Consider the following 23,082-nt stretch of genomic DNA (forward strand, 5'->3'; position numbering starts at 1 on the left):
GAGATGGGGAGAAAAACTAATGACCAATGACTATTAAAATAGTAAAATTACTTAATAAAAATTATGAATAATTGGCCTTTAATTACCGTGGTTATCCCGACATATGGTCGGGAGGAACCGCTACGGGATAGCATTGTAGATGTACTCAAACAGGACTATCCGAATTTTGAAGTTTTAGTAGTAGATCAAACTGCAAAACACCAACCAGAAATTCAAGCTTACTTAGAACAAATGGCGGCGGCAGATAAAATTAAATGGTTGCAGTTAGATTGGGCGAGTTTGCCTGGGGCGCGTAATTATGCTGTACGGCGGTCATCTGGTGAAATAATATTATTTATTGATGATGATGTTCAGCTAACACCTGGATTGTTAGCAGCCCATGCAAAAAATTATTTGCAAAATCAAGAGGTGGGGGCTGTTGCTGGACGGGTATTTGACAGAATGAAATTGGGTGATTCTGGAGGAGATTTAGAGATTGAATATTTGCCTCCCGAAGCTATGGACCCAGGAATTGCTTGGTATCATATTGATTTAGTACATACTATAAAACCCCAGCAAGTATTGACAGCAAGGGGTTGTAATATGTCTTTTCGTCGCGAAATTTTTACTAAGTATGGACTGAGTTTTGATGAGAGATTTCGCGGTAGTGCTGTGCGCGAAGAATCAGATTTTTGTTTGCGGGTGCGAGAAACCGGATATAAGATTTGGTATGACCCAGAAGCTCACTTAGTGCATTTAGGTGAAGAGACGGGTGGTTGTCATGATATTAGTATGCGATCGCTTAAATATCAACTCACGTTTTACCACAACCATTTTTTATTGGGGCTGAAAAACCTCACTGTTACTCAAGCTTTACGCTTATACGCCCGTTTATTTGATTGTCACGTCTTGGGACGCCCACCTTGCCATAAAAGCGGTTCCCCAATCAAAATTATCACTCGCGGTATTTTTTACACTTTGGGCTTTTTCAAAGCCTTGGGTACTGTCATCCAATCAGTATGGAATGATGGTCAGATTTATACTCATTTGGATCAAAAAGTATAAGCATTGAGCATTAGGCAGATGAGGAGAAAAATAACTAACGGCCAATGACAAATAACAAATAAAAATGAAAATTTTAGTTGCTAGTCACACTTATATTGTAGACCTCAACTGTGAAAAATTACGCGCTTTATCTCAATTAGAACCTGACATTGAAGTAACAGTTGTAGTTCCAAAGCGTTGGAATCCTGGTGGTGTGCAAAACAAAATCATTGAAACTGAATATCGTGATGAAGGATCATTTAAAATAGTTCCGGTTTCTAACTTCAGTCAAAATCATCAGGGACTTCTTACCTTTGGTACTGATTTGATATCTTTATTAAAACAATTTCAGCCCCAAATCATCCAGGTAGAACAAGGGTCTAGAGGATTAGCTTACACTCAGATGATTACTCTAAATAAACTTTTAGGTTTTAAGGCCAAAAACGTGTTTTTTACCTGGTGGAATCTACCGTATGAACTCAAATTACCAGTTGCTTTATTAGAAAAATATAACCTTAACCATAGCCACGGAATTATTTCTGGTAATCAGGATGGGGCAGAAGTTTTGCGACAACGTGGATATCAAGGAGTAATCAAAGTTATGCCGCAATTAGGTGTAGATGAACGTTTATTTACTCCCAAAGCACAACCAGAATTAGCAACTAGTTTAGGTATTAAAAAAGAAGAATTTATAGTGGGTTTTGTCGGGCGTTTTGTCCCAGAAAAGGGGTTATTAACGCTTTTAAAAGCTTTAGTGAGTTTAAAAAATCAACCTTGGAAATTACTTTTATTGGGACGAGGAGAATTACAAGCTGAACTAACCAAAATTGCGATAGAAAATAATATTAAAGAACGGTTAATTTTGGTAGAAAGCGTCCCCCATAATCAGGTGACGAACTACATCAATTTAATGAGTACTTTGGTACTGCCTTCAGAAACAACTTATAAATTTAAAACCTTAACTTCTGTTGGTTGGAAAGAACAATTTGGTCATGTGCTAATTGAGGCTATGGCTTGTCAAGTACCTGTGATTGGTTCTGATTCTGGTGAAATTCCCTATGTAATTGGTGATGCTGGTCTAATTTTTCCTGAAGGTGATAGCCAAGCACTTGCTAATTGCTTGCTTCAATTAATGGAAAAACCAGATTTTGCTCGCACTCTTGGCGAAAGAGGTTATCACAAAGCAATGATTAAATACACAAATAAAGCTTTAGCTAAGCAGCAATTTAATTTTTATCAAGAGTTAGTTAATAGTCATTAGTCATTGGTCTTTAGTGAATAATAAATGACTAATGATAAATAAAAAAATGAAAATATTACAAATTGTTCCCTCAATTTCTCTGATTTATGGCGGTCCTAGTCAAATGGTATTAGGATTAGCTCCAGCTTTGGTAAAAGAGGGAGTGGAAGTTACAATTCTCACAACTGATAGTAATGGCGATAGTGGTCAAATTCCCTTAGAAGTCCCTTTAAATCGTCCAATTAAACAAGATGGTTATGAAATAGTTTACTTTCGTTGTGCCCCATTTCGTCGTTATAAATTTTCTCTAGATTTAGTGAAATGGCTAAAACGTCATGCTCACGAGTTTGACCTAGCACATATTCATGCTTTATTTTCACCCATAAGTAGTGCTGCGGCTATTATCTGTCGTCAGCAAAAATTACCTTATATTTTGCGTCCTTTGGGTACTCTCGATCCAGCTGATTTACGTAAAAAAAAGCAATTAAAACAGCTTTATATGGCAATTATCGAACGTCAAAATTTAGCTGGTGCGGCAGCGATTCATTTTACTAGCGAGCAAGAAGCTAAAATATCAGAGCGATTTGGAGTTTCGACGCCAGATTTGGTAATTCCTTTGGGTGTGAAAGAACAGGAGGTGAGTAAGGTAAAAAAGGGAGATATTGTGCATCAGCAATTCAATATTCCTGTGGATATGCCGTTACTGCTGTTTATGTCACGAATTGACCCAAAAAAGGGGTTAAATTTGTTGATTCCGGCGCTAGAAAAACTATTAGCGGTTGGTTGTCAGTTTCATTTTGTTTTAGCTGGGACAAATCCTCAAGATCCAGATTACGAGCAAAAGATAATATCCCAAATTAAAAATTCACCACTACGATCGCACACTACAATAACTGGCTTTGTAACTGGTGAATTAAAAGCTAGTTTACTACAAGCTGCTGATTTGTTCGTCTTACCTTCCTACTATGAAAATTTTGGCATTGCTGTAGCTGAAGCGATGTTAGCAGGAATACCCGTAGTCATTTCTGACCAAGTGCATATTTGTGAACAAATACGTGATAGTCAGTCTGGTTGGGTAGGTACAACAGAAGTTGAAGCACTCCTAGATTTACTACAAGCAGCTTTGGGAAATCCCGCAGAACGCCAACGCCGGGGATTAAACGCCCACAAATATGCTTATATAAATTTTAGCTGGGATGCGATCGCCAAGCAAACAATCCAAGCCTACCAGGAAATTCTGGCAAACTAATTAATTTAACCCAACGCAGACAACAGCATTTTTTGCCAAATAGGCGCTAGAACTGCTTTCACAACAATATCCGCAATCACAAAACCAATCCCAATTAACATATAAAATTTAGGAAATGCGGATTTAGGAACTTCGCCTCTGATGCGAGTTAATAGATTTAATCCTAATGCAGCTAAAGCCACTCCCGTTGCAATAAACCCAATTATCCGCAGAATTGACCAAGGATACCACCCTAAAATAGCTGCTAGCCAAGGTTTAGCACTCAGTTTTACCAATTGTGCAACATAAAAATTCATATAATTTAGCATCCAAGTACCGAAGATCAATGCCACGCTACTTAAGGTAACGACGCAGAGGATACAAAAAATTCCATACTGCAATAAATGATCTGGTAAAAATAAACTTAGCGAACCTTCTGTACCTTCTCCCGTGCGAATCCAGTGCAACATTTCTATAGTGTATGACTGTCCACGGAGGATAGCTTTTGCTGCTGTTTGGGGGGCGATCGCCGTTGCTACAATTACAGCAGTACTCTGTAACACTCCCCAAAGTAGCATCCACCAAAAAGCACTTTTATATTGTTGACGACGCACTTCTAAAAAGAAAATAGGATAGGGTACAGCAGCACCGAAAATCGGCATCAACCACGGAATTCCAAAAACAAAACTCGCAGTTGTGCTGAGAATAACACCAACAAGCAAAAATATTACTATCATCGTCACTAAAAGGGGCTAGGGAGTGAGGAGTGGGGGATGGGGATTGGGGAGAGAATTCTTACCAATACCCAATAGCTAATACTTAATTCCAATCCCCAATTGCTAATTCCTAATTTCTTTTACTAATCTTGACCTTCTCCTCGTACCTGATGCGGGAGTGCTGACAACCTAAAATTTTGTTTCAAACCGCTAAAGCCCGATTGGGGAATAGGGGTTTTGTGTCATGATGGCAAAGTAGAACACTTATGCTTTTCTAACTACAGGGAATTTCACATGGTTCTCCATTTAGGTGATACAGTACCCAACTTTAAGCAAGCCTCAACAGACGGCGATATCGATTTTTACGAATGGGCAGGTGACAGCTGGGTTGTGCTGTTTTCTCACCCTGCTGATTTTACACCTGTTTGCACAACAGAACTCGGCACAGTTGCCAAGCTCAAACCAGAATTTGACAAGCGCAATGTTAAAGCGATCGCACTTAGCGTTGATAATGTTGAATCACATAATGGTTGGGTAGGAGATATTGAAGAAACTCAAAGCACCACTCTTAATTACCCAATTTTGGCAGATGAAGACCGCAAGGTTTCTGACCTTTATGATATGATCCACCCCAACGCCAACGCAGCTGTGACAGTGCGATCGGTTTTCGTAATTGACCCCAACAAAAAACTCCGTCTCACTTTCACCTACCCCCCTAGCACGGGACGCAACTTTGACGAACTTTTGCGGGTGATTGATTCTCTGCAATTGACTGATAACTACAGCGTGGCGACACCAGCTGACTGGAAAGATGGAGAGGATGTTGTAATTGTCCCCTCACTCAAAGATCCAGAAGTCCTCAAAGAGAAATTCCCCAAAGGTTACGAGGAAGTCAAACCCTATCTGCGGTTAACTCCTCAGCCTAACAAGTAAATCTAAAAATGATTTCGGATAAAAAAGCAAAGGCGCAAAGTTATATCTTGGCGTCTTTGTTTCTTTGCGTAAAAATAAAGTCACTGGGCTAAGCGTCCAAACCTGGAGAAAATCCCGATGTTTTCATCCCCTTTGGTTTTGCAAATTCCGTCATCAATGCAAATGACAGACGAACAATTTTTTGAGTTCTGTCAAGTGAATCGTGATTTACGCATTGAGCGCAATAAATTTGGAGAGATATCAATTATGCCACCTACGGGCGGGACAACAGGCAACCGTGGGGGTAACATCTTTGGGCAGCTGTGGGTGTGGTCAGAAGAAAATGGTACAGGTATAACTTTTGACTCCAGTACTGGATTTAAGTTATCAACAGGTGCAAACAGATCGCCAGATGCTTCCTGGATTAAACTAGAACGGTGGAATTCTCTGTGTGCAAAACAACAAGAAAAATTTGCTCCTATTTGTCCAGATTTTGTAGTCGAACTCAAATCTCCCAGCGACAACCTCCAGACTTTGAAGGAAAAAATGGAGGAATATATGAATGAGCCAGGAATACAGTTAGGCTGGTTGATTGACCGTAAACTGCGTCAAGTCTATATTTATCGTCCTCGATTATCAGAGGAATGTTTGGATAATTCTGCGACTGTTAGTGGCAATCCCATATTGCCTGGTTTTATTTTAAATATGAGTAAAGTTTGGTAGAGAAAGTAAGGACGTACAACTGTACACCCTTACAGCCGATTAATTTGTGATCAAGATTAGTACTATTACCTAGAAAACTCGCTGAAAACAAAAAACCCGCCGTAGCGGGGTTACACAACAAAACTATGAACAGTGAAAACTTGATTTAGTTAGTAATACTTCATCTCAGCTTCTAGCTGACGAATCAGCTGTTCGTCACCTTTGACTCTGGCTACTTGCAAGCGATGCTCTAGGCTTTTTTGAATATTCTCTCTATGAGCTTCTCGTGCTTTTCTGGCAGCCTGTAGTCTACCTTGATTCATAGGAATTACCTCTTTAGTTTTTGAATTTATATCTCGTATTCTTAACATAACACATTTTTTGTAGCTGTTGCTACAGAAATTTCTATTTTATACATTTTTAGTAAAATTATGTCTGAAGACTGGATGACTCAACAACCAGTGGTGACTTTGCTGAGCGATTTTGGCGATCGCGATGTCTATGTAGGTGTGATCAAGGGAGTCATAGCCCAAATCAACTCTCAAATCACGGTGGTGGATTTGACGCACCAAATTCCGCCGCAAGACATAGCCGCAGCTAGGTTTTCGCTGATGAATGCTTACCTTTATTTCCCAGTTGGGACAGTGCATGTAGCAGTGGTAGATCCAGGTGTGGGCAGCAGACGACGAGCGATCGCGGTAGAATTTGCTCAAGGGTTTCTTGTGGGGCCAGATAATGGCATTTTCAGCGGAGTATTAAGTCAAAGTCCAGCGATCAGAGCTGTGGAACTCACAAATCTTAATTATTGGAGAACTGGTCAACCAAGTAAGACTTTTCACGGTAGGGATATTTTTGCACCAGTGGGAGCTAATCTTGCCAGTGGTGTCCCCTTCAAACAACTAGGACAAGAAATCGACAAAGCCAGTTTAGTCAAGCTGGATATCGACGAGTGCAAGCAGACAACAACTGGTGTATTGGGTTGCATTCAATATATCGATCACTTTGGCAACTTAATCAGCAACATTCCTGGAAGTTACGTTGAAGGTAAAACTTGGTCGGTGCAAGCTGCTGGATTGAGTATACCAGGGTGTGAAACTTATAGTAATGTCAAACTGGGAGAAGCGATCGCTTTAGTTGGCAGTCACGGCTGGATAGAAATTGCCATCAATAGCGGCAATGCTCACTCACAGTTACAGCTTAATTTAGAAGGTGCGCTACAAGTCTTGTTTTTCTGACAAAACTAGAACTGTTTATAAATGTGACGATTAACAGTAGCTAGTTTAGTAGGGCAAAAATAAACCATCCATTCTAAATCGCTAAAAACTCTACACTATAAGCTTTTTGACTTTTGAATGCGTGACTGACAAAGCACACTAATACTGCTGGCAGTTTTGGTGGTTGTAAGAGTTGAACCAACTGACTCTCAACGCTCAACGTCAATAGTCAACACATCCTATCGCAAGCTTTTGATTAGATTTAAAAATCTAATTATTCATATATCCTAGAGCATACTTTGAGAAATACTTACATGAAATTCGTCTGATTGCCCATAATAATAAAAGTAACCACTGAGCAATCTACTCTACCACTCCACTAACGAATCAATAATTATATTCTTTGACTATGACTACGCAAACACTACCTGTACCAGAAGTTTATCAAGGTCAGTTTGGGGAATTTACAATCACTCAGAGCGATCGCACTGGGGTAATTATCTACCGCACTGGGTTAATGATAGCTGCACTCAGCTTTGCCATCGGTAGCGCTTTGGTTTTGTTTAACAATAGCCCGAGTGTTGTAAGTACGCTGACACCTCTATATGTTTGTTTTCTTTTAGCTCTCGGTGTAAGTTTATTTACTATTCATATCTACATGAGCTTACTACACCGAATGTTGCAACTTTTTTGGGCGATCGGTACTATCGCATCCCTAATCTTGGCACTGTCTAGTAGTCAACCTTTGGCTGTTGCTGTTTACAATCAGCCTATTACCTTATTCGGAGTTGGTTTTATCTTCGTTGCTCTGACAGGTATTTATTTTAAAGAAGCATTTTGCTTTAATCGCTTGGAAACCAAAGTTTTAACACCAATAGTACCGCTACTTTTGTTAGGACATTTGGTAGGAGTTTTACCAATTCAATGGGAAAGTATTTTATTAGGAATTTGGGCAGTTTTATTTTTAGTATTTGCTCTGCGAAAGACAGTACAAGCAATTCCTGCTGATATTGGCGATAAGTCTGTATTTGCTTATTTGAAAGAACAGCGCTTAGCTAAAGTTTAATGCAGACAAAAAAAAGTCGGCGTCAAAAAATTCCAAATATCAAACTAATAAAACGCCAACAAATGTGGACACTTACGGCTCCGGGGTGGGCGATTGCAATCGCTGTGGTTGCTTATTTAATGTTTTTGAGTATTACTCATGTACACTCATATCTCGCCGTAACTTCCCCTATCAAATCAGCAGAAATATTAGTTGTTGAAGGATGGCTACCAGATTATGCTATAGAACAAGCGTTAATTGAATTTAAAAATGGCTCTTATCGTCAAATAATTACTACTGGAGGCTCATTAGGAAAAGGAACTTATCTGACTGGATACAATAATTTTGCAGAAGTGACAGCCGCCACCTTCAATAAACTTGGTTTAGAAGCAGAAAAAGTAGTAGCTGTTCCCACACCTTTTGTTGTTAGGGATCGCAGTTATGCATCTGCTGCTGAATTTTCTCGCTGGCTATCCAATTCCAATTTAAAAGTAAAATCAATTAATCTTTTTTCTCTAGACGTTCATACCCGTAGGAGTTGGTTAATTTTCAAAAATCTCTTGAATCCTGACATTAGAGTTGGTGTGATTGCTGGCAAAACTCAAGATTACGATCCAAAGAAATGGTGGGATTCTAGCCAAGGTGTGCGGACAGTTCTTGATGAAATAATTGCTTATATTTATGCCCGGTTTTTGAGTTGGAAAAACTGAAAGTTGTTATAATTCAGAAGTCAGAATTAAGATCTAATCCCCAACTTATTTTAAAAGTCGGGGATCTTGCAAGCTATTAAAAATAATGTGAAAGACTATTAGTAGTCTGTCAAGTCAAGTTTATAAAGGTAAATTGAGATGATAGCTGGATTGATCGTATACTGTACTAGATTACTGATAAATTCTGGCTTCTGAATGACCAAGGCCCGTTGGGGCGGGTGCAGGGTTGCAGGTTTAGGGTGTGGGGGAAAGGACAGCCCCAACACTGGATGCAAGCCTCCTGTTTAAAGAGGAAAAAAAGAAGAAAATGTTTTTCGAGACGCAAAGCGCGAGAAACACAGCCTCATTGTTTGAAACCTCTTGTTTAAAGAAGAGGTCACCACACCCCACACCCCACACCCTGTTCATAGTTTGACGATCGCGTTCTTGGAAGTTATTTTTCTGTCAGTTCTGGGAACTCTATGAATACGGTTCAGTAATTCACGCAGCGTTAACCACAAAAGAAAGCTGATATAGGTACAACTGACAGTGGTTACTTATGCCGTTCTGATCCGGATTGTAAGAATTGTTTAGAGTTTTGAGGAGCGGCTGATGGATAAATCAATTATTCAGTAGGCAGTTCTTGCTGGAGGTAAAACTATTACTATTCCTAGCATTCACGCTTGTCATTTTGTCCTAAAGGGTGTGACTACAGCTATACATTGAAAAATAATTCTTCCACTCACAATTCTTCTTGAGATAAAAGATGAATTACAAATTGTCTTGATACTTGCGCTACGATATCCCCTATTGCCTTTGTGCAATGTGAGGAGTAGTCAGGTCAAGCAGGAATATGATAGAAGAATTCAATACACAGGGTAGAGAAAATTTAGTTGCGATCGCTGACCAATTCGCTCAAGTGGGCAAGGTTATAGATACCAAAGCCTTTGGTAGTGGTAATATCAATGACACATTCTTAGTAACTCTAGATTGCTCAGAACAAAAGAATTTTGTCCTCCAACGCATTAATACACAGGTCTTTCGCCAGCCGAAACTGATTATGCAGAACATGTGTACCTTTACTGAACATGTTCGTGAAAAGTTACAATCGACTTCTTTAAATCGTCGCTGGGAAGTACCGCAGGTACTACTGACTAAAAACAAACAAGACCACTGGCGAGATGCTGACGGTTCATTTTGGCGGGCGATTAGCTTTATTGAAGATTCACAATCCTTTGATACCATGCACGATCGCTCACATGCACCAGAAATCGGTTATGCCTTGGGGATGTTCCACAATCTGATTAGCGATTTGTCACCAGAAAAACTCGCCGATACCCTACAAGGCTTTCATATTGCACCGCTTTACCTCCAGCAATATGACGAAGTTTTGGCAACAACTAAAGTGCGTAAAACTCCTGAGATTAATTATTGCTTGCAATTTGTTAGCGATCGCCAAACCTTTGCACATATCCTAGAAAATGCCAAAGCACAAGGTATTCTACCATTGCGCCTGATGCATGGTGATCCAAAAATCAATAATGTCATGTTCGACACTGTAACCCAGCAAGCCGTCAGTGTCATAGACCTCGACACAGTAAAACCCGGTCTGGTACATTACGATATTGGCGATTGTCTGCGATCGGGTTGCAATCGGGCTGGAGAAGAAACGGAGAATTGGGACAATGTTTATTTCGATACCGATTTGTGCCAGGAAATTTTAGCAGGTTACCTTGGTGTGGCAAAGGCTTTTCTTACCGAAAATGACTATGCCTATATTTACGATGCAATTCGTCTGATCGCTTTTGAATTAGGATTGAGATTCTTTGCTGATTATTTAGCAGGAAATGTCTACTTTAAAGTCAAGCACCCAGAACATAATTTGGCAAGAGCGATCGTCCAGTTTAAACTCACCGAAAGTATCGAATTTCAAGAAACGCAGATTCGCCAAATTATTAAAGATATGAAATGAATAACCAGACATTTTATTTGCAACCTTTTGCTTCTACCGCATCCCTAGCTAATTTAAAAATTGCAGGTAATATCAACCGAAATATTAATCAACTTAGCATCTGTTATACCGTTACAGGCGATTTAAAAGAAATCACACTTCCCCCACCATCAAACACACCATCACGCAAGCATCAACTGTGGGAAGATACTTGCTTCGAGTTTTTTCTTGGGATCAAAAATTCTCCAAAATATTGGGAATTCAACCTCTCCCCCGCTGGACACTGGAATGTCTATCGTTTTGATGCATACCGTCAAGGAATGCAAGAAGAAACAGCCTTGACAATACTTCCGTTTCATGTTAGCAATCAAACTGATAAATTAGTACTGACCTTGAAGATGGATTTGGATAAAATCATTTCGCCAAAACAAATAATAGAAGTTGCGATTACGACTGTTATTAAATATATAAATAATGGCGTTACTTACTGGGCGTTAACTCATCAAGGCGGACAGCCTGATTTTCATTTACGAGATAGTTTTATTATTGAATTGTAATATAATGTTCGGTTGAATAACTTATGATATTTGTGAGGGTCGGTAATGGGGAATGGGGAAGAAAAACATAACTGTTCACCTCTTGGCAATTAGCTTTTTCCCAATTAGCTTTTTTCCAAAAAGACCAATCATATTGTAAGTAATTAGCCCAACTTGATACATAGGGAACAAGTTAAAAGTAACTAAATTTTGTCAATATATCTTTGAGCATAAATATCTTTTTCTAAGAATGATAATCGTAGCGAAGGGGAAGAATGCAAGAGACGCTCGCATTTTTCCCCACCCCCCCAATTTTTGATTATTATTATCGTGCTGGTTTACTAGAATGATTTGTTCCCAACAAAATTATGTGGAACTCAGTTAAGACAAATAATTGAGCGACCGGAAGCGACCACGAAGCAAGAGCGGCTGGTGTTGCTGGCACAGGAAGGAAGCGCGACGCGATCGCTTGGTTGCAGGCGCAGGGTGAGAAGGTGACGCAGCAGTGCGTGGTCGGGTGTTTTAGCTGGATGATGGAAGCGGACAAACTTCCATGCTTCGGATCAGACCATGCTCGATGGTGAAGCGATGACCAACGTACTCATCGGCGAGAAGGTTCCCCGTCAGGTCGCGCACGACCTGATGCACATTGACCAAAACACGCCCGTCATCTTCTAGGTGAAAGGAAGTCGGTTCCACGTGCGGGTTGATCTCGTCCCATTGCTCTGTCCAATAAGCGCGTACTTCCTGAGGTCCATGGACAAAACCACCTTTGAACGCTTTGGGCCAAGCCACGTCAGGAGTCATGATGGCGAGGGCGGTGTCGATGTCTCGTGCGTTGAAGGCTGCGTAAGCCGCGCGCAGCAGTTCGATTTTTGGCGAAGAATTATCTGGCATAAAGGTGCGATGAGCTATGGTTGTTTGTGGTGTATGACTAGAATGATTTGTTCCTAACCAAATTATGTGAAACTCAGTTAAGACAAATAATTGAGCGCGCCAGAAAATCAAGATTTAGGCATTGTTAAACGACAACGAAAACCCAACGTTAGGTTAATTGTCGCACCCTTCCCTGATCAACAACGAGGAACCAAGGATTTTTTCTTTCAAGCACCCTCTCAAACTCTCTTGACAACTGCCTCACAGTCTTAACTTGTGACCAATGAACTTGATATAAGTTATCCCTCCAATCGCAAATCATAACTTACGCGCTAACTTACTCTATCACCCCAAGTCGGAGGCCATTATTTTTGGTGAGTTTTAAATTTTGTATAAATAATTATGCTAGTTCCACTAACTATCAAAACTAAAATAGAGGGTACTAGCGGTATCCAGGCTCCTTGGAGCAATAGACAAAAGGACACCCCATATAAAACGCAAATACTTGCCACTCCTGCCAATCCCAATCTTAACCATGACCGAAATTGCCAAACAATTATGCCACCAACTAACGACCAACCCCATACCCAAATAAATTCACCCCACTTCGGTAAGATCCACAATAGCGGACGATGATCTAAAACAGCACTGAGAATTTGACTCACCATATGTGCTTGAAGCATTACCCCTGGCATTTGCTGATATGACGACTGACTGACACTATAGGGTGTAGACCAATAATCATGAAAACTTTCAGCAGTTGTACCAATAAGGACGACTCGATTTTTGACTAAATCAGGAGTGAGTTTATTGTTTAAAACATCTCCAAGAGTTACTTGTGTAGCAGGTTGATGAGAAGAACGATAATTGAGCAGCACTTGATGACCTAGATTATCAATTTGATGATAGCCGCCGCTATTTTCCTCCAAGTTTTTAAAGACAACATTGCCAAACTGCCAGTTTTTTTCTGTGGTAAGTTTAGAGTGGATACCCTCAGCAAGCAAGTAACGGTTTGCTAATTGAAAGCTAAAAGATTTATCAGTGTTGCAGGGCGATGCAGGAGCCATAGCCAATATTTGACGGCGGATAATGCCATCAGAATCGGGTATAACGTCACTAAAACCTAAGTTTTGCTTGGAAACTTCTGGTGGAGGCGAAACGCCACTGTTTTTGTTTTCCTCACTAACTTCGCAGATAGCAAAAAAGCGATCGCTTTTTTGCATTAGTCTAGATAAATTCTTGAATTCTGCTCCCACATGATTTTCCCGATAGATATCCAAGCCAATGACTCGCGGTTGAAACTGCTCTAATTTTTCTACAACTTGAGCTAAGGCGCGGTCTGAAAGTGAGGCTCCACCTCTTTCTTTAGCAGATTGCGATCGCACATCAGCTTCAGTGACGGTAACTAGTAAAATGCGTTTATCCTGTCCTTCATCGGGACGCGATCGCATCATTGCATCAAAAGCCGTCAGCTCCCATGATTGCAATATGCCAACGGAGCGCATCCCCATTATTAAGGCAGTTGTGGCGATACTGACTTTGAAAATTGTCCCTATAATATTTCGGCTGTGCAAGCTAGGAGGTTTTGAACCGACTTTATTCAATACGAGCGACATAGCCGTGGGATTTTGACAAATTACTGGTAACCAACTAGCACAGGCAAAACTGCTTTCTAAACCCTGTAACTTTTCTGTAGCTTCCCGCATCGCCAAATGGCAAGATTCTCCATTGACAAAAGCTTCTAGAAAATGCTTCAAAAATTCTTGAGCAACTCGATCTGGTACTGCTTCCCGCATGACAATCGTTTGGGGAATGTGCAGCGATGCCAATTCTCGGACTAATCCTAGTCCATCACAGCAGTTAAAAATTGCCAATTGTAAACCCCTAGTGATCGCTGCTTTCAGACCATTTTTTAACTGAGCGATCGTCAAACTCTCAGTTTGATTAATATAAATTTCACCTATTTCACCATCAATTTGACTCGAACCATGTCCTGCAAAAAAAAGAATATCCCAGCCCTGCTTGTCCCATAGCCATCGGTCTAACTCCGAGCGTTGTGGCTCAACCAGAAAAACAGTCTCTGTTGCTGGTAGTTGTTCGAGTATTACTCGGTCTTTTTGAATATCAATTCCTTCACTATTACCAAGAATGGCTAATATTCTAACTTTGTCCCTAGTATGTTTGCTTAATTGTTTAACTTCATCTACTTCCGAAGCGCTTAAACCAAATACTGCCTTTTGATAATCCTCAAAGAAATTCCATAAATGCCAAGGTAAGCGACGAACTTGGTTATCTTCAGTTTCTAAAATCACCCGAATTTCTTCATGAGGATCTAACTTTGTGCGTAATTTTTGGTCAATATTGCGAAATAGCTCAGATTTAAGCCAAACGTTAATTTTATCTTGTAAGTTGTTACATAAATTACTAAACTCAACAGAGGAAATATTAGTTATATCTTCTACATCAATTTCAATTTCTGCATCGCTTGCTACATTTCTATGCCAACGTTGACCAGGAAAAAGAGCTTCATGCAACAACAAATATAGCAACTGCCAACGTCTGTAAAGTTCTATAAGTTCTGGTGCCGCAGGCAAGCTGCCTGTAAATTGTATTGGTATAGGGTTGCTATAGTTGTACAACTGAGCTGTAACAGTAGCAAATCCCTGCTTCAAGTTACCCTTTCCTAAGTTCAACACGACTAATTTAGTCATGGCTATCAGTCATCAAGTGCTTCCAGTACAAAATCTTCTTTTATACTGACATTTTCCAGAGCAACTTGGATGCTGAAGCAAATTCCAGGAGAAGATTTAAATTTTTTGAGTTGAATATAATGATCCTCACTTCTAGAAGTGACTTCTTGAAGAATTGCCCCTGTTTGTGAAAGTAGAATTAGTCTGAGATTAGGTATTAAGTAAGTTTCTGCATTTGCTGGATGTAATTGCACGCGCAGACCTATTTTGCCATCGACCTCTGTTTTCAAACCAATTAGTAATACAACTGCACTACCTCCAAGTTGCATCTCTAAATCAATTAACTTAGCTCGTTTGATATATCCCTCGTTAAACTCAAAATTACTTCTGAATTGAACAGCCAAAGTCTTTTGTTGTGCTGTTAACAAAGCATCCAAATTTTGCCAACCTGCACTAAAAATATTTTGAAACCATAAACTCAAATTACTATCCACAGAGTAGCCAGCTTCAACTAAATTATTTCTTTGCTTTTCTAAGCGTTGCTGATAAAGATGCTGGCGAAACTCATCCACAGCCAGAAATGCTCCCCATTTCTCAAAGGGGACATTGAGTCTAGGGGAAGAAAAAGTCCACTTATTTAATTGTTCTAGTAATTGCTCTGCTTCGGCTTGTGACAAACTAGGTAAAGGTTTAGCTTCTGGTATCTTGGGGGGACAAAATTCTTGTGCTACCCACATTATATTCAAGTCTGCAATTAAATCTTCTACATTTAAACAATAAGTTCGATCCATTACATCATAAGTAGCTTCTTGCCGGATTTGCTGATAGTTAGCATAACCACATATCCGTAACCAACATTCTTCTACATTTAACTGTACTGCTAGATAATAATGCGCTGTCCAACTAGGAATATCAATCCATTCTTGGGGAATCCGAAACTCTGAAAAGTAGCTTTTATCGCTAGGTATTAATGCTAATTTAGTGTCACCAACAGTTAAGATACAGCCATTTAATACTTCCCAGATACTTGAAAAATCAGCTTTGTGAAAGCCTAACTTAGGTATTACTTGTAAATCAGGGTCTTCTTGTAACCAAGTTAAAAAAGTATTTAAAGATAAATGATTTAGGTAGGCATTCCAGCGAGCAACTGTATTAGAGTAAGACTCTTGCATAGTTTGCCACCATGCAGCTTCTCGCTCTTGAGTTGATATATTTAAGCATAATTGTTCAGGATAGATTAGAGTCAAATCATCTAAGTTAATTGTCATAATTATTAATTCCTGTTTATTAATTAAATAAAATTATCTTTCAGCCATTCATCTACAAAATCAGCTAACTTATCACTGACTGCTGCCAAAGAATTTGTAGGTAAATTCATATCTATTTCTAATTCCTCAATAAAAGCTGTTTTCAAAATTTTATTTGAATTATTTATATCAAGAGATAAATTTAATGTATTTTGTCCAAAATCTTTATCTGTTAATCCAAATTGTAAAGTACTTTTTTTACTTTTAACTTGCCATTCTTGAGCAATTTTATTTAAAATATTTTTGGATACTTGCTGGCAATGTAGCTGTAAGCATTCATCCAGTGATGTTTTGATTCTTTCAATATCTTTTTCCTCATTAAAACAAACTTCAGGATAAATTTTCTGAGATTGATTAATAAAGTCTTTTAATAAAGTTTTATTATATTTGGCTAACTGCCGAGCTACTTGATATTGTTTTTGCATTTCAGGATATTTATTTTTTAAAACTACTGCCATCTCAGTTTGAGTTAAGTTTAATCCTAGCCAGAGTCTTAACATTATTTGACCAGTCTCTGGGATAGCTGAAAATAAATTTGAAACAAGTAAATTTACTTGTTGCCATTCTTCTTCTTGGACAAGATTATCTAAAGCACTATGCTGACTATCTGTTAAGTTATTGTAGTCATCTAAAGGCAGAAAATACTTTGTTCGGTAATCACGAGCTGCTTGGATACAAATTTCTAATATTTCTTTAATTCTATCCTTTGAAACTGGTGCTTCCAGAAATCCTAGTTGATTGCACCGTTCATTATATAGTAGTGCAATATGCTGAAAATATTCAGCGCTAGGTGTTTCTAGACTGCGATTTCCTTGCTTTTGGCTTGGTTGATAAATTTCATCTAGGCATTGCCAAGCTAAACAGTATAAGTTTACACGATTTTGATTTATTCCTTTTATAGTTAGAGCTTCCTGCATCTCTTTTTTAGTCAAATCTTTTAAAAGACCGTAATTAGAAAACTTTTCTCTTTTACCTTCTAAGTCTTTTTGATAAATTGTATTACTAATAAAACGGATAATAGCCGTTTTAGCATAACCTTCTATATTAGTTTGAACATAATCAAAATTAAAATTTTTGAGAAGTTTAGTTGGAGGATAAATAGCTGAGTTAGCAATTTGAAAGTATTCTTGTAACGAATATTTATGCTGAATAAACTTAAATCTTTGAAAGCTTTTTCTTGCTGCCCAAAGGCAAGCTTCCTGTAAGTATGCACATAAATGTCTCTCTATTGTTAACGAAGAAACTGAGAGTTTTTTATCTGTTTCTGAATTTACTCTAAGTAAACTTTCCTGTGAGATATCTCTGATATTTTTTAGAAAATAACGTGCCCAATATTCTTTTTTAGCATCTGGTTCTGACTGCACTAAAGAACTTATATTACGTTCTAGTTTTACATCAATTTGCCAAATAAAGTTGAAATTATTGTTAGAGCTTTTAAAACTGAGAAAAGTTGAAAATTGTTGGATGATACTTTGACGTTGTTTCATAATTGTTCTGAATCTTACATAAATTAGCCAAAGAGATTTTTTAATAATAGTTGAAATTACTCTTTTAAATATATTGTTTTTTATTGCTAAACTGATAGAGGTTCAAATCAATCTGAAATTAAAGTCAAACTGTTGTAATTGATTGTTTGAGCAGAAGTTTAATTTTGTTTATTACCCTCTATACTGATGATGGGTGTCAGATATAGCGATTTATGCACTTTAAAAATTAAAATTTTATAAATTAATAATCTTTTGAGCATTTGGGCTTGCCACAAGCTACTGTCCTTTCGGTACTATCAATTCTGTATGAAGATGCATATGATAAGACCCCCTATACTCTCCCGCCAGATGTGTCCAGATAGTCGCCTCAAGTCGGGAAACCCTTAACGCTCAATTACTCGTTACCGCCAGGCTAACGGCAGTTCCTCATCAGAGAAACTCCCAAGACTGACTGTGCTTCAGCATAGCGCTGTCTCCCCAACGTAATGGCTTTCTTCGGTAAGGAGGGACGGCGACAGCTAGGGGTAAGTATATGCAGCTTCACAAGCAAATGGTATAACGTTCCTAACGTCGCTAACGCTCTTGAGATCGACAGTCGCAGGGAACTGCTAAAAAATTTGAGGTCTTAGCCAGTGTAGTTTCGTTGCTGCATAATTGAATTCTTCTTCTCCCCATTAACAATATAGGAGATTAGTAAACAAGCTTAATCTTCAGGTTCAAATCTTTTCTAAGGATAATTCACAGATGATATTTGATTCCCGTTGTACTAAAAGATTAACTTAAAAATGATCAGTAAAGTTAGGGGAGTAGAGGAGAACTTTTAACTGATAACTCCTTACTTTAGCAATAATTCTCAAATATTGAGTATTTATATTTAACCATGAAACTAAAAAATATACAGAAAATCTTTTCTCTGTCTCAAAATAAATTTATTATCATTCTACTTTTGGCACTCTTTAGCTATACTAACTATCCTTTAATATTGATAGCAAAGTCTCAGCAGCCAGCTAGCAGTGGTAATCAACCGTCACAAGATGGTTCGAGTAGAGGTAGGCCTTCTCAACGAGGAGGAGCAGGAAGCCGTGGTAGCTGCCCATCTGTGGATGTACCACTTATAGCTTTAATACCTGAAAAAAAAGTGGGTTTAATTGTTGAAAAGAATACTACTTTTTGGGTATTTGTACCTTATCAGTCTAATAATGTACCTAGCGGAGAGTTTGTTTTGCAAGATGAAGCAAATAACGACATTTACCGGACTTTTTTTACCCTACCTGAGATACCAGGTATTGTTAGCTTTAGTTTACCATCAGATGTATCACTGGAAGTGAATAAAACATATCAATGGTACTTTAAAGTCTATTGTCATCAACAACAATTTGACCCAGTCTTTGTACGTGGATGGGTGGAACGTATAGCTTTGACATCTAACTTGGAAAGGCAGTTAAAAACAGCTACTACAGAAAGCGATCGCATTCAACTATATACCCAGTATGGTATTTGGTATTCAGCCCTGACAGAGTTAGCAAAACTCCGCCTTGCTGAACCAAAAAATGCCACTTTAGATAATGAATGGGCTAATTTACTGCAAAATGTTAATTTAGAGAATTTAGTTCAAAAACCTCTTGTAGGAGAAGTCAAAATTAAACAGTAAAAGTAGTTGATGAAAGTCCTTTTAAAGCCAGTTTCCTACTAATATATATGGTGCCCATAAATAAGGAATTTCATAATCATTCAACAGCTTAAGTTGAGCACGACGGACAGCTTCAGCTTTAGTTACTTTGCTATTTTCTAATTCTTGATAAAACTGACTCATAAATTCAGCAGTAGATTCATCATCTATCGCCCACAAAGTTGCTAGTGTACTACGAGCGCCTGCACGTACAGCTATGCCAGCAAGTCCTAAAGTAGCTCGGTTGTCTCCTTGAGCGGTTTCACAAGCACTTAAGACAAGTAATTCAATAGCTTTAGATTCTCTTTGTCCGCTGAGTCGAATTAAATTATCAAAGTCCTTGACTTTTAAGAGTTGCTCCCAAGTTAAAATAAATGTTTGATCGGGATTAGAACTAAACTCACCATGAGTTGCTATGTGAACTACTGTATATGGAACTTTTTTAATCTGATTCTGTAAATTTGCTTTAGTAAAGGTTTGATTAAATAGTTCTGCATTTTTAGGGATAGCTGACTGTATTTGTTGTAATTCAACTTTTACGTTTTTCAGTGGAGTAAATGAACGTCCTTCTATTCTACGTTGTTCGCTGACTCCGGCAATTAATCCATTCAGTTGGATTTTTTGTAAAGATTTGGGTTCAATTAATTGCAAACCTGGAGCTAAGGATATAGCATATTTTTGAATTAAATACTTTTGGTGTTTGTTATCGTATAAAACTGCCATTGGAATATTGCGTAACTCACCATCTAAGACAAATACTAGGGTTTTTATCTTCTTTCTTTCTAATTCAAGTTCTAACGGTTGAATTAGCCAGCTATAAACCTGTTGAGATAACTGATTAACATCTTTTATCCGGTCTGGTTGTCTCAAATATTGTTGTAATTTATCTAAAATGCTTTCAACTTCACTTGCTTTTATATTAATTGTGTAATGAGCTAGTTCAACTTGATTTGGTAATTTGAGAATAACATCTAGACGGTCTGCCAAAATAATCGGATAAATTACTGCTGCTGTAGCATCTGTTTTGTCAACAATCTCATCAATTTGTTCCGGTGCAGCTTTTAAACAAGCTTCCTGGAAGAAATTCTCTAGTTCAGCTAGTTGTAGTGTTTCAAGTATGCCACGAGCTTGCTTTAAATTTTCTTGACTAATACTTTCTTTTGTACTTGCTGTAGATGTAGGTTGTAAAAGTAAATTAATTAACTGTCGATAAACGGGTTCTATATTATCCCGAAAGGAAAACTGGACATCTGGATTGAGAGCAATTAAGTCATTGCGGAGATATTTGAGAGTATTTACTGCTTCAGTGTAAGATGCGATCGCCCCTGCCATATCTCCTTTTATTCTCAGTATGTATCCTAGTTGCCATTGCCACAAATAAGCTATATCTCCAGCTTTTATTGCTTGGGCTTGCATTAAAGCTTCTTGAGTCAGTTTTTGAGCATTAGCTATATCCTGGTTTTCTAGATATAATCCACCCAATGCGCCTAAACCATAAGCAACTGAACGTTGATCATCCATGCTTTGAGCTTGCTGTACAGATGTTGCTAAAATTTGAGCAATTTCTTTCCATGAAGGAATATCTGCGTTGGTAGCTTGTTTCAAGCACACCAAGTTCTGAGCAAAATTAATTTGTCCGTAATTTGCTGTGTGACTTGGGGGTATTTTAGCTAGCTTTAGTTGAATTTGTGAAGATAATTGCTTGGCTTGTGACCATTGCTGAAGTTTCAACAATACACTTAATTTATTAAGTTGGGCTTGGATTTGTGAAAGTGGTGAGGTCGCTGTGGTGTCAGCTTCTTCATAAAATTGCGCTGCTTGTTGATAAAATTTAAGAGATTCTGTAGAGACAGGTTTGTTTGTACAATGCAACGGAGTATAGTTTTCAAAACTGCTACTGTCTTGCTGCAAAATTTGGCTATTACCTAAAGCCAGTGCAGTGTTACCTAAACTCAGCAATGCAGCGCTGATTTCTGAAGGAGATTGTAATTTTTTAGCGATGTCTCGACTCTGTTGTAAAACCTTAAAGGATGGTTCTAAATCACCGACTAATTGCAGAACATCACCAAAGCTACGTAAAGCTATAGCTTTAACAAGCGAATCTGGTTGTTTTTCAAGGCGGGGTTGCAATTGTTCTAAGGTGCTACGAGCTTGACGGTAAAGCCCTAAAGCTTGCTGTGCCATGCTTTGATTAATCAAACTGCGGATTATACCAACCTCATCACCTGCTTGAGCATAGGTATTAACAGATTGCTTCCATGAATTTAAAGCTTGTTCACTTCTGCCTAGTTCTAATTGCAGATTTCCTTGAATATCTAAAGTTTGCGCCAAAATCAGTGCTGATTTCTCAGTTTTGAGGTGTGAGTTTTTTAAGAGGTTGAGGCTTTGTGTAATTGCAGCTTCTGCTTTTTCCCACTGTCCGAGTTGCTTAAAGACTAACGAAAGATTGCTGAGTGCGATCGCTTCTCCTAATTCGTCTTTTTGCAGATTAAAAGTATCTGTTGCTTGTTGCAAAACTGTCACTGCTTCGGATAGCTTTCCAGTTTCGTAGAGTTTTCGACCTTGTTCAACCAACAATTGAGCATTTGCTTGAGTCTGAGTAAATTGAGAAAAAGCAGGAAATGGAATTCCCCAAACGCTTAACAAGGCAACTAAGATGGCTATTGTAATTCTTCTTAACCACTTTTGAGAATAAAAGCGACTTTTGCAAGTCACGATAATACTTTTTATTAAGCGCTGTACTACAAGGAAAAATCGAAATCTTTTTTTTCTCACTGACTTTGCCTCGTACTAATTTTGACTAACGACAGCTTCATATGAGTAATCTATGAGCGCAATATTTGGCTTTGTTACCTTGCTCAAATGTATATAGCCATATCAAAGAGTAGTCATTACCCAATAATAAGCACTCATTACCATACTTTGATTTAATATCTAGCAAAAATATATTTTTTTTATATTTTTACATAACATAACAGATAATTTAAAATTTTTATCAAATCAAACCGTTTAATTCTTTCTTGCTAGTTGCATAATATTGATTCCTCGATACCCATAAACATATAGAAATAAATCACATCATTAGAAAAATATATGTCAACTCTCACTTATAAAATTGAACAAAATAATTCTTTTGATACTGTCAGTACTACGATTAATGCTATAAAGCGTTGTACACAAAGAAGTCGTAAATTAGTTTTTAATAAAAGATATTTACGCTTTAGTGCTTTAAAATTAGCTAAAAAAGGATATTACAGCCAGGCGATCGCCTTTTTTAATCAGCTAATTTACTGCCATTCTACTAATGCCATCGATTTTAACAACCGAGGACTAATTTATTTTCAGATTGGTGAAAAACAAAAAGCATTTTGTGACTATAACACTGCTCTACAACTAAATCCAAATTTAGTGGCTGCTTATAACAATCGAGCAAACTACTATGTTGATTGTGGAGACTTAGCAGCAGCACTTGCCGACTACGACCAAGCAATTGATTTAAATCCTACCTATGTTCGAGCTAGAATTAATAGAGCTATTACCTTACGCGACTTAGGGCAATACGAAGAGGCAATTGAGAATTTTGAGATAGCGCTACTTTTCGGTCAACTAGAAGCTTACATTTGGACTGAATATGGCAGAACTTATCATCTTTGGGGTGATTGGAATTGTGCGATCGCTGCTTATAATCGTGCTTTTACACTACTGTCCTGTATCGATTATAAAAAGGAAGTTTTTAATTATCGCTTGCATTTACAACTTGAAAGTTGGTCAAATGAACTATCATATTAATTCGTAAT

At 38.2% G+C, this 23,082-nt stretch carries 19 protein-coding genes and 1 pseudogene; 13 read left to right on the forward strand and 7 right to left on the reverse strand.

The features are described from left to right. The first annotated feature begins 63 nt into the window (after window positions 1-63). The 3 genes from hpsN to hpsP all read left to right on the forward strand — a co-directional run bounded on the left by hpsN (window position 64) and on the right by hpsP (window position 3,512). On the forward strand, window positions 64-1,044 hold the full coding sequence (gene hpsN, locus FCR06_RS11420) for a hormogonium polysaccharide biosynthesis glycosyltransferase HpsN (RefSeq protein WP_138499678.1): 981 nt from the start codon (window positions 64-66) through the stop codon (window positions 1,042-1,044). A 64-nt stretch (window positions 1,045-1,108) separates the two neighbouring features. Further along, on the forward strand, window positions 1,109-2,284 hold the full coding sequence (hpsO, locus tag FCR06_RS11425; RefSeq protein ID WP_138499680.1) for a hormogonium polysaccharide biosynthesis glycosyltransferase HpsO: 1,176 nt from the start codon (window positions 1,109-1,111) through the stop codon (window positions 2,282-2,284). A 46-nt stretch (window positions 2,285-2,330) separates the two neighbouring features. Next, window positions 2,331-3,512 (forward strand): hormogonium polysaccharide biosynthesis glycosyltransferase HpsP, encoded by a 1,182-nt coding sequence (gene hpsP, locus FCR06_RS11430; protein WP_138499682.1) that lies wholly within the window; start codon window positions 2,331-2,333, stop codon window positions 3,510-3,512. 5 nt (window positions 3,513-3,517) lie between these two features. On the opposite strand, the gene FCR06_RS11435 is transcribed toward hpsP, so the two are convergent. Beyond that, window positions 3,518-4,228: a hypothetical protein gene (locus tag FCR06_RS11435; RefSeq protein WP_138499684.1), complete on the reverse strand. Its 711-nt coding sequence runs from the start codon at window positions 4,226-4,228 to the stop codon at window positions 3,518-3,520. A 273-nt stretch (window positions 4,229-4,501) separates the two neighbouring features. Between FCR06_RS11435 and FCR06_RS11440 the strand changes: the two genes are divergently transcribed. Further along, on the forward strand, window positions 4,502-5,140 hold the full coding sequence (locus FCR06_RS11440; protein ID WP_138499685.1) for a peroxiredoxin: 639 nt from the start codon (window positions 4,502-4,504) through the stop codon (window positions 5,138-5,140). Between the two features lie 117 nt (window positions 5,141-5,257). Further along, a complete protein-coding gene (locus FCR06_RS11445) occupies window positions 5,258-5,842 on the forward strand; it encodes a Uma2 family endonuclease (protein ID WP_138499687.1) in 585 nt (194 codons plus the stop codon). 149 nt (window positions 5,843-5,991) lie between these two features. On the opposite strand, the gene FCR06_RS32525 is transcribed toward FCR06_RS11445, so the two are convergent. Continuing rightward, the gene (locus tag FCR06_RS32525) at window positions 5,992-6,144 is read right to left on the reverse strand and encodes a hypothetical protein (RefSeq protein WP_189523382.1); all 153 of its coding nucleotides are present in this window, start codon (window positions 6,142-6,144) and stop codon (window positions 5,992-5,994) included. Window positions 6,145-6,252: 108 nt separating this feature from the next. Between FCR06_RS32525 and FCR06_RS11450 the strand changes: the two genes are divergently transcribed. The 5 genes from FCR06_RS11450 (at window position 6,253) to FCR06_RS11470 (ending at window position 11,277) form a co-directional block, all read left to right on the forward strand. Beyond that, window positions 6,253-7,056 carry an S-adenosyl-l-methionine hydroxide adenosyltransferase family protein gene (locus FCR06_RS11450; RefSeq protein WP_138499689.1) on the forward strand — a complete coding sequence of 268 codons (804 nt, stop codon included), beginning with the start codon at window positions 6,253-6,255 and terminating at the stop codon, window positions 7,054-7,056. Between the two features lie 388 nt (window positions 7,057-7,444). Next, complete coding sequence (locus FCR06_RS11455) at window positions 7,445-8,101, forward strand: DUF2301 domain-containing membrane protein (protein WP_138499691.1); 657 nt, start codon at window positions 7,445-7,447, stop codon at window positions 8,099-8,101. Continuing rightward, complete coding sequence (locus tag FCR06_RS11460; protein ID WP_138499693.1) at window positions 8,101-8,790, forward strand: ElyC/SanA/YdcF family protein; 690 nt, start codon at window positions 8,101-8,103, stop codon at window positions 8,788-8,790. The genes FCR06_RS11455 and FCR06_RS11460 overlap by 1 nt, the downstream gene beginning before the upstream one ends. A gap of 832 nt (window positions 8,791-9,622) precedes the next feature. Continuing rightward, window positions 9,623-10,741, forward strand: coding sequence for a phosphotransferase enzyme family protein (locus tag FCR06_RS11465; protein WP_138499695.1), 1,119 nt, complete (start codon window positions 9,623-9,625; stop codon window positions 10,739-10,741). Continuing rightward, window positions 10,738-11,277 carry a DOMON-like domain-containing protein gene (locus FCR06_RS11470; protein WP_138499697.1) on the forward strand — a complete coding sequence of 180 codons (540 nt, stop codon included), beginning with the start codon at window positions 10,738-10,740 and terminating at the stop codon, window positions 11,275-11,277. The genes FCR06_RS11465 and FCR06_RS11470 overlap by 4 nt, the downstream gene beginning before the upstream one ends. Window positions 11,278-11,778: 501 nt before the next feature. On the opposite strand, the gene FCR06_RS11475 is transcribed toward FCR06_RS11470, so the two are convergent. After that, window positions 11,779-12,153, reverse strand: a complete 375-nt coding sequence (locus FCR06_RS11475) for a nuclear transport factor 2 family protein (RefSeq protein WP_138499700.1) — start codon at window positions 12,151-12,153, stop codon at window positions 11,779-11,781. 93 nt (window positions 12,154-12,246) lie between these two features. Between FCR06_RS11475 and FCR06_RS11480 the strand changes: the two are divergent. Continuing rightward, a pseudogene (locus FCR06_RS11480) lies at window positions 12,247-12,405 on the forward strand (IS4 family transposase); the annotation flags it as partial. 92 nt (window positions 12,406-12,497) lie between these two features. On the opposite strand, the gene FCR06_RS11485 reads toward FCR06_RS11480, so the two are convergent. The 3 genes from FCR06_RS11485 to FCR06_RS11495 are packed head-to-tail and all read right to left on the reverse strand — an operon-like array spanning window position 12,498 to window position 17,616. Next, window positions 12,498-14,843, reverse strand: coding sequence for a CHASE2 domain-containing protein (locus tag FCR06_RS11485; protein WP_138499702.1), 2,346 nt, complete (start codon window positions 14,841-14,843; stop codon window positions 12,498-12,500). 5 nt (window positions 14,844-14,848) lie between these two features. Further along, complete coding sequence (locus FCR06_RS11490; protein WP_138499704.1) at window positions 14,849-16,090, reverse strand: DUF1822 family protein; 1,242 nt, start codon at window positions 16,088-16,090, stop codon at window positions 14,849-14,851. Window positions 16,091-16,113: 23 nt separating this feature from the next. Further along, complete coding sequence (locus FCR06_RS11495) at window positions 16,114-17,616, reverse strand: sigma-70 family RNA polymerase sigma factor (RefSeq protein WP_138499706.1); 1,503 nt, start codon at window positions 17,614-17,616, stop codon at window positions 16,114-16,116. Between the two features lie 880 nt (window positions 17,617-18,496). Between FCR06_RS11495 and FCR06_RS11500 the strand changes: the two genes are divergently transcribed. Continuing rightward, the gene (locus FCR06_RS11500) at window positions 18,497-19,267 is read left to right on the forward strand and encodes a DUF928 domain-containing protein (RefSeq protein WP_138499708.1); all 771 of its coding nucleotides are present in this window, start codon (window positions 18,497-18,499) and stop codon (window positions 19,265-19,267) included. A 21-nt stretch (window positions 19,268-19,288) separates the two neighbouring features. Here FCR06_RS11500 and FCR06_RS11505 read toward each other — a convergent pair whose 3' ends face one another. Further along, window positions 19,289-22,000, reverse strand: a complete 2,712-nt coding sequence (locus FCR06_RS11505; protein ID WP_223280106.1) for a CHAT domain-containing protein — start codon at window positions 21,998-22,000, stop codon at window positions 19,289-19,291. A gap of 378 nt (window positions 22,001-22,378) precedes the next feature. Between FCR06_RS11505 and FCR06_RS11510 the strand changes: the two genes are divergently transcribed. Beyond that, window positions 22,379-23,074: a tetratricopeptide repeat protein gene (locus FCR06_RS11510; RefSeq protein WP_138499712.1), complete on the forward strand. Its 696-nt coding sequence runs from the start codon at window positions 22,379-22,381 to the stop codon at window positions 23,072-23,074. Window positions 23,075-23,082 lie beyond the last annotated feature (8 nt).

Origin of the sequence: Nostoc sp. PA-18-2419 (genome assembly GCF_005869855.1) — a bacterium.
Lineage (GTDB): Bacteria > Cyanobacteriota > Cyanobacteriia > Cyanobacteriales > Nostocaceae > Nostoc.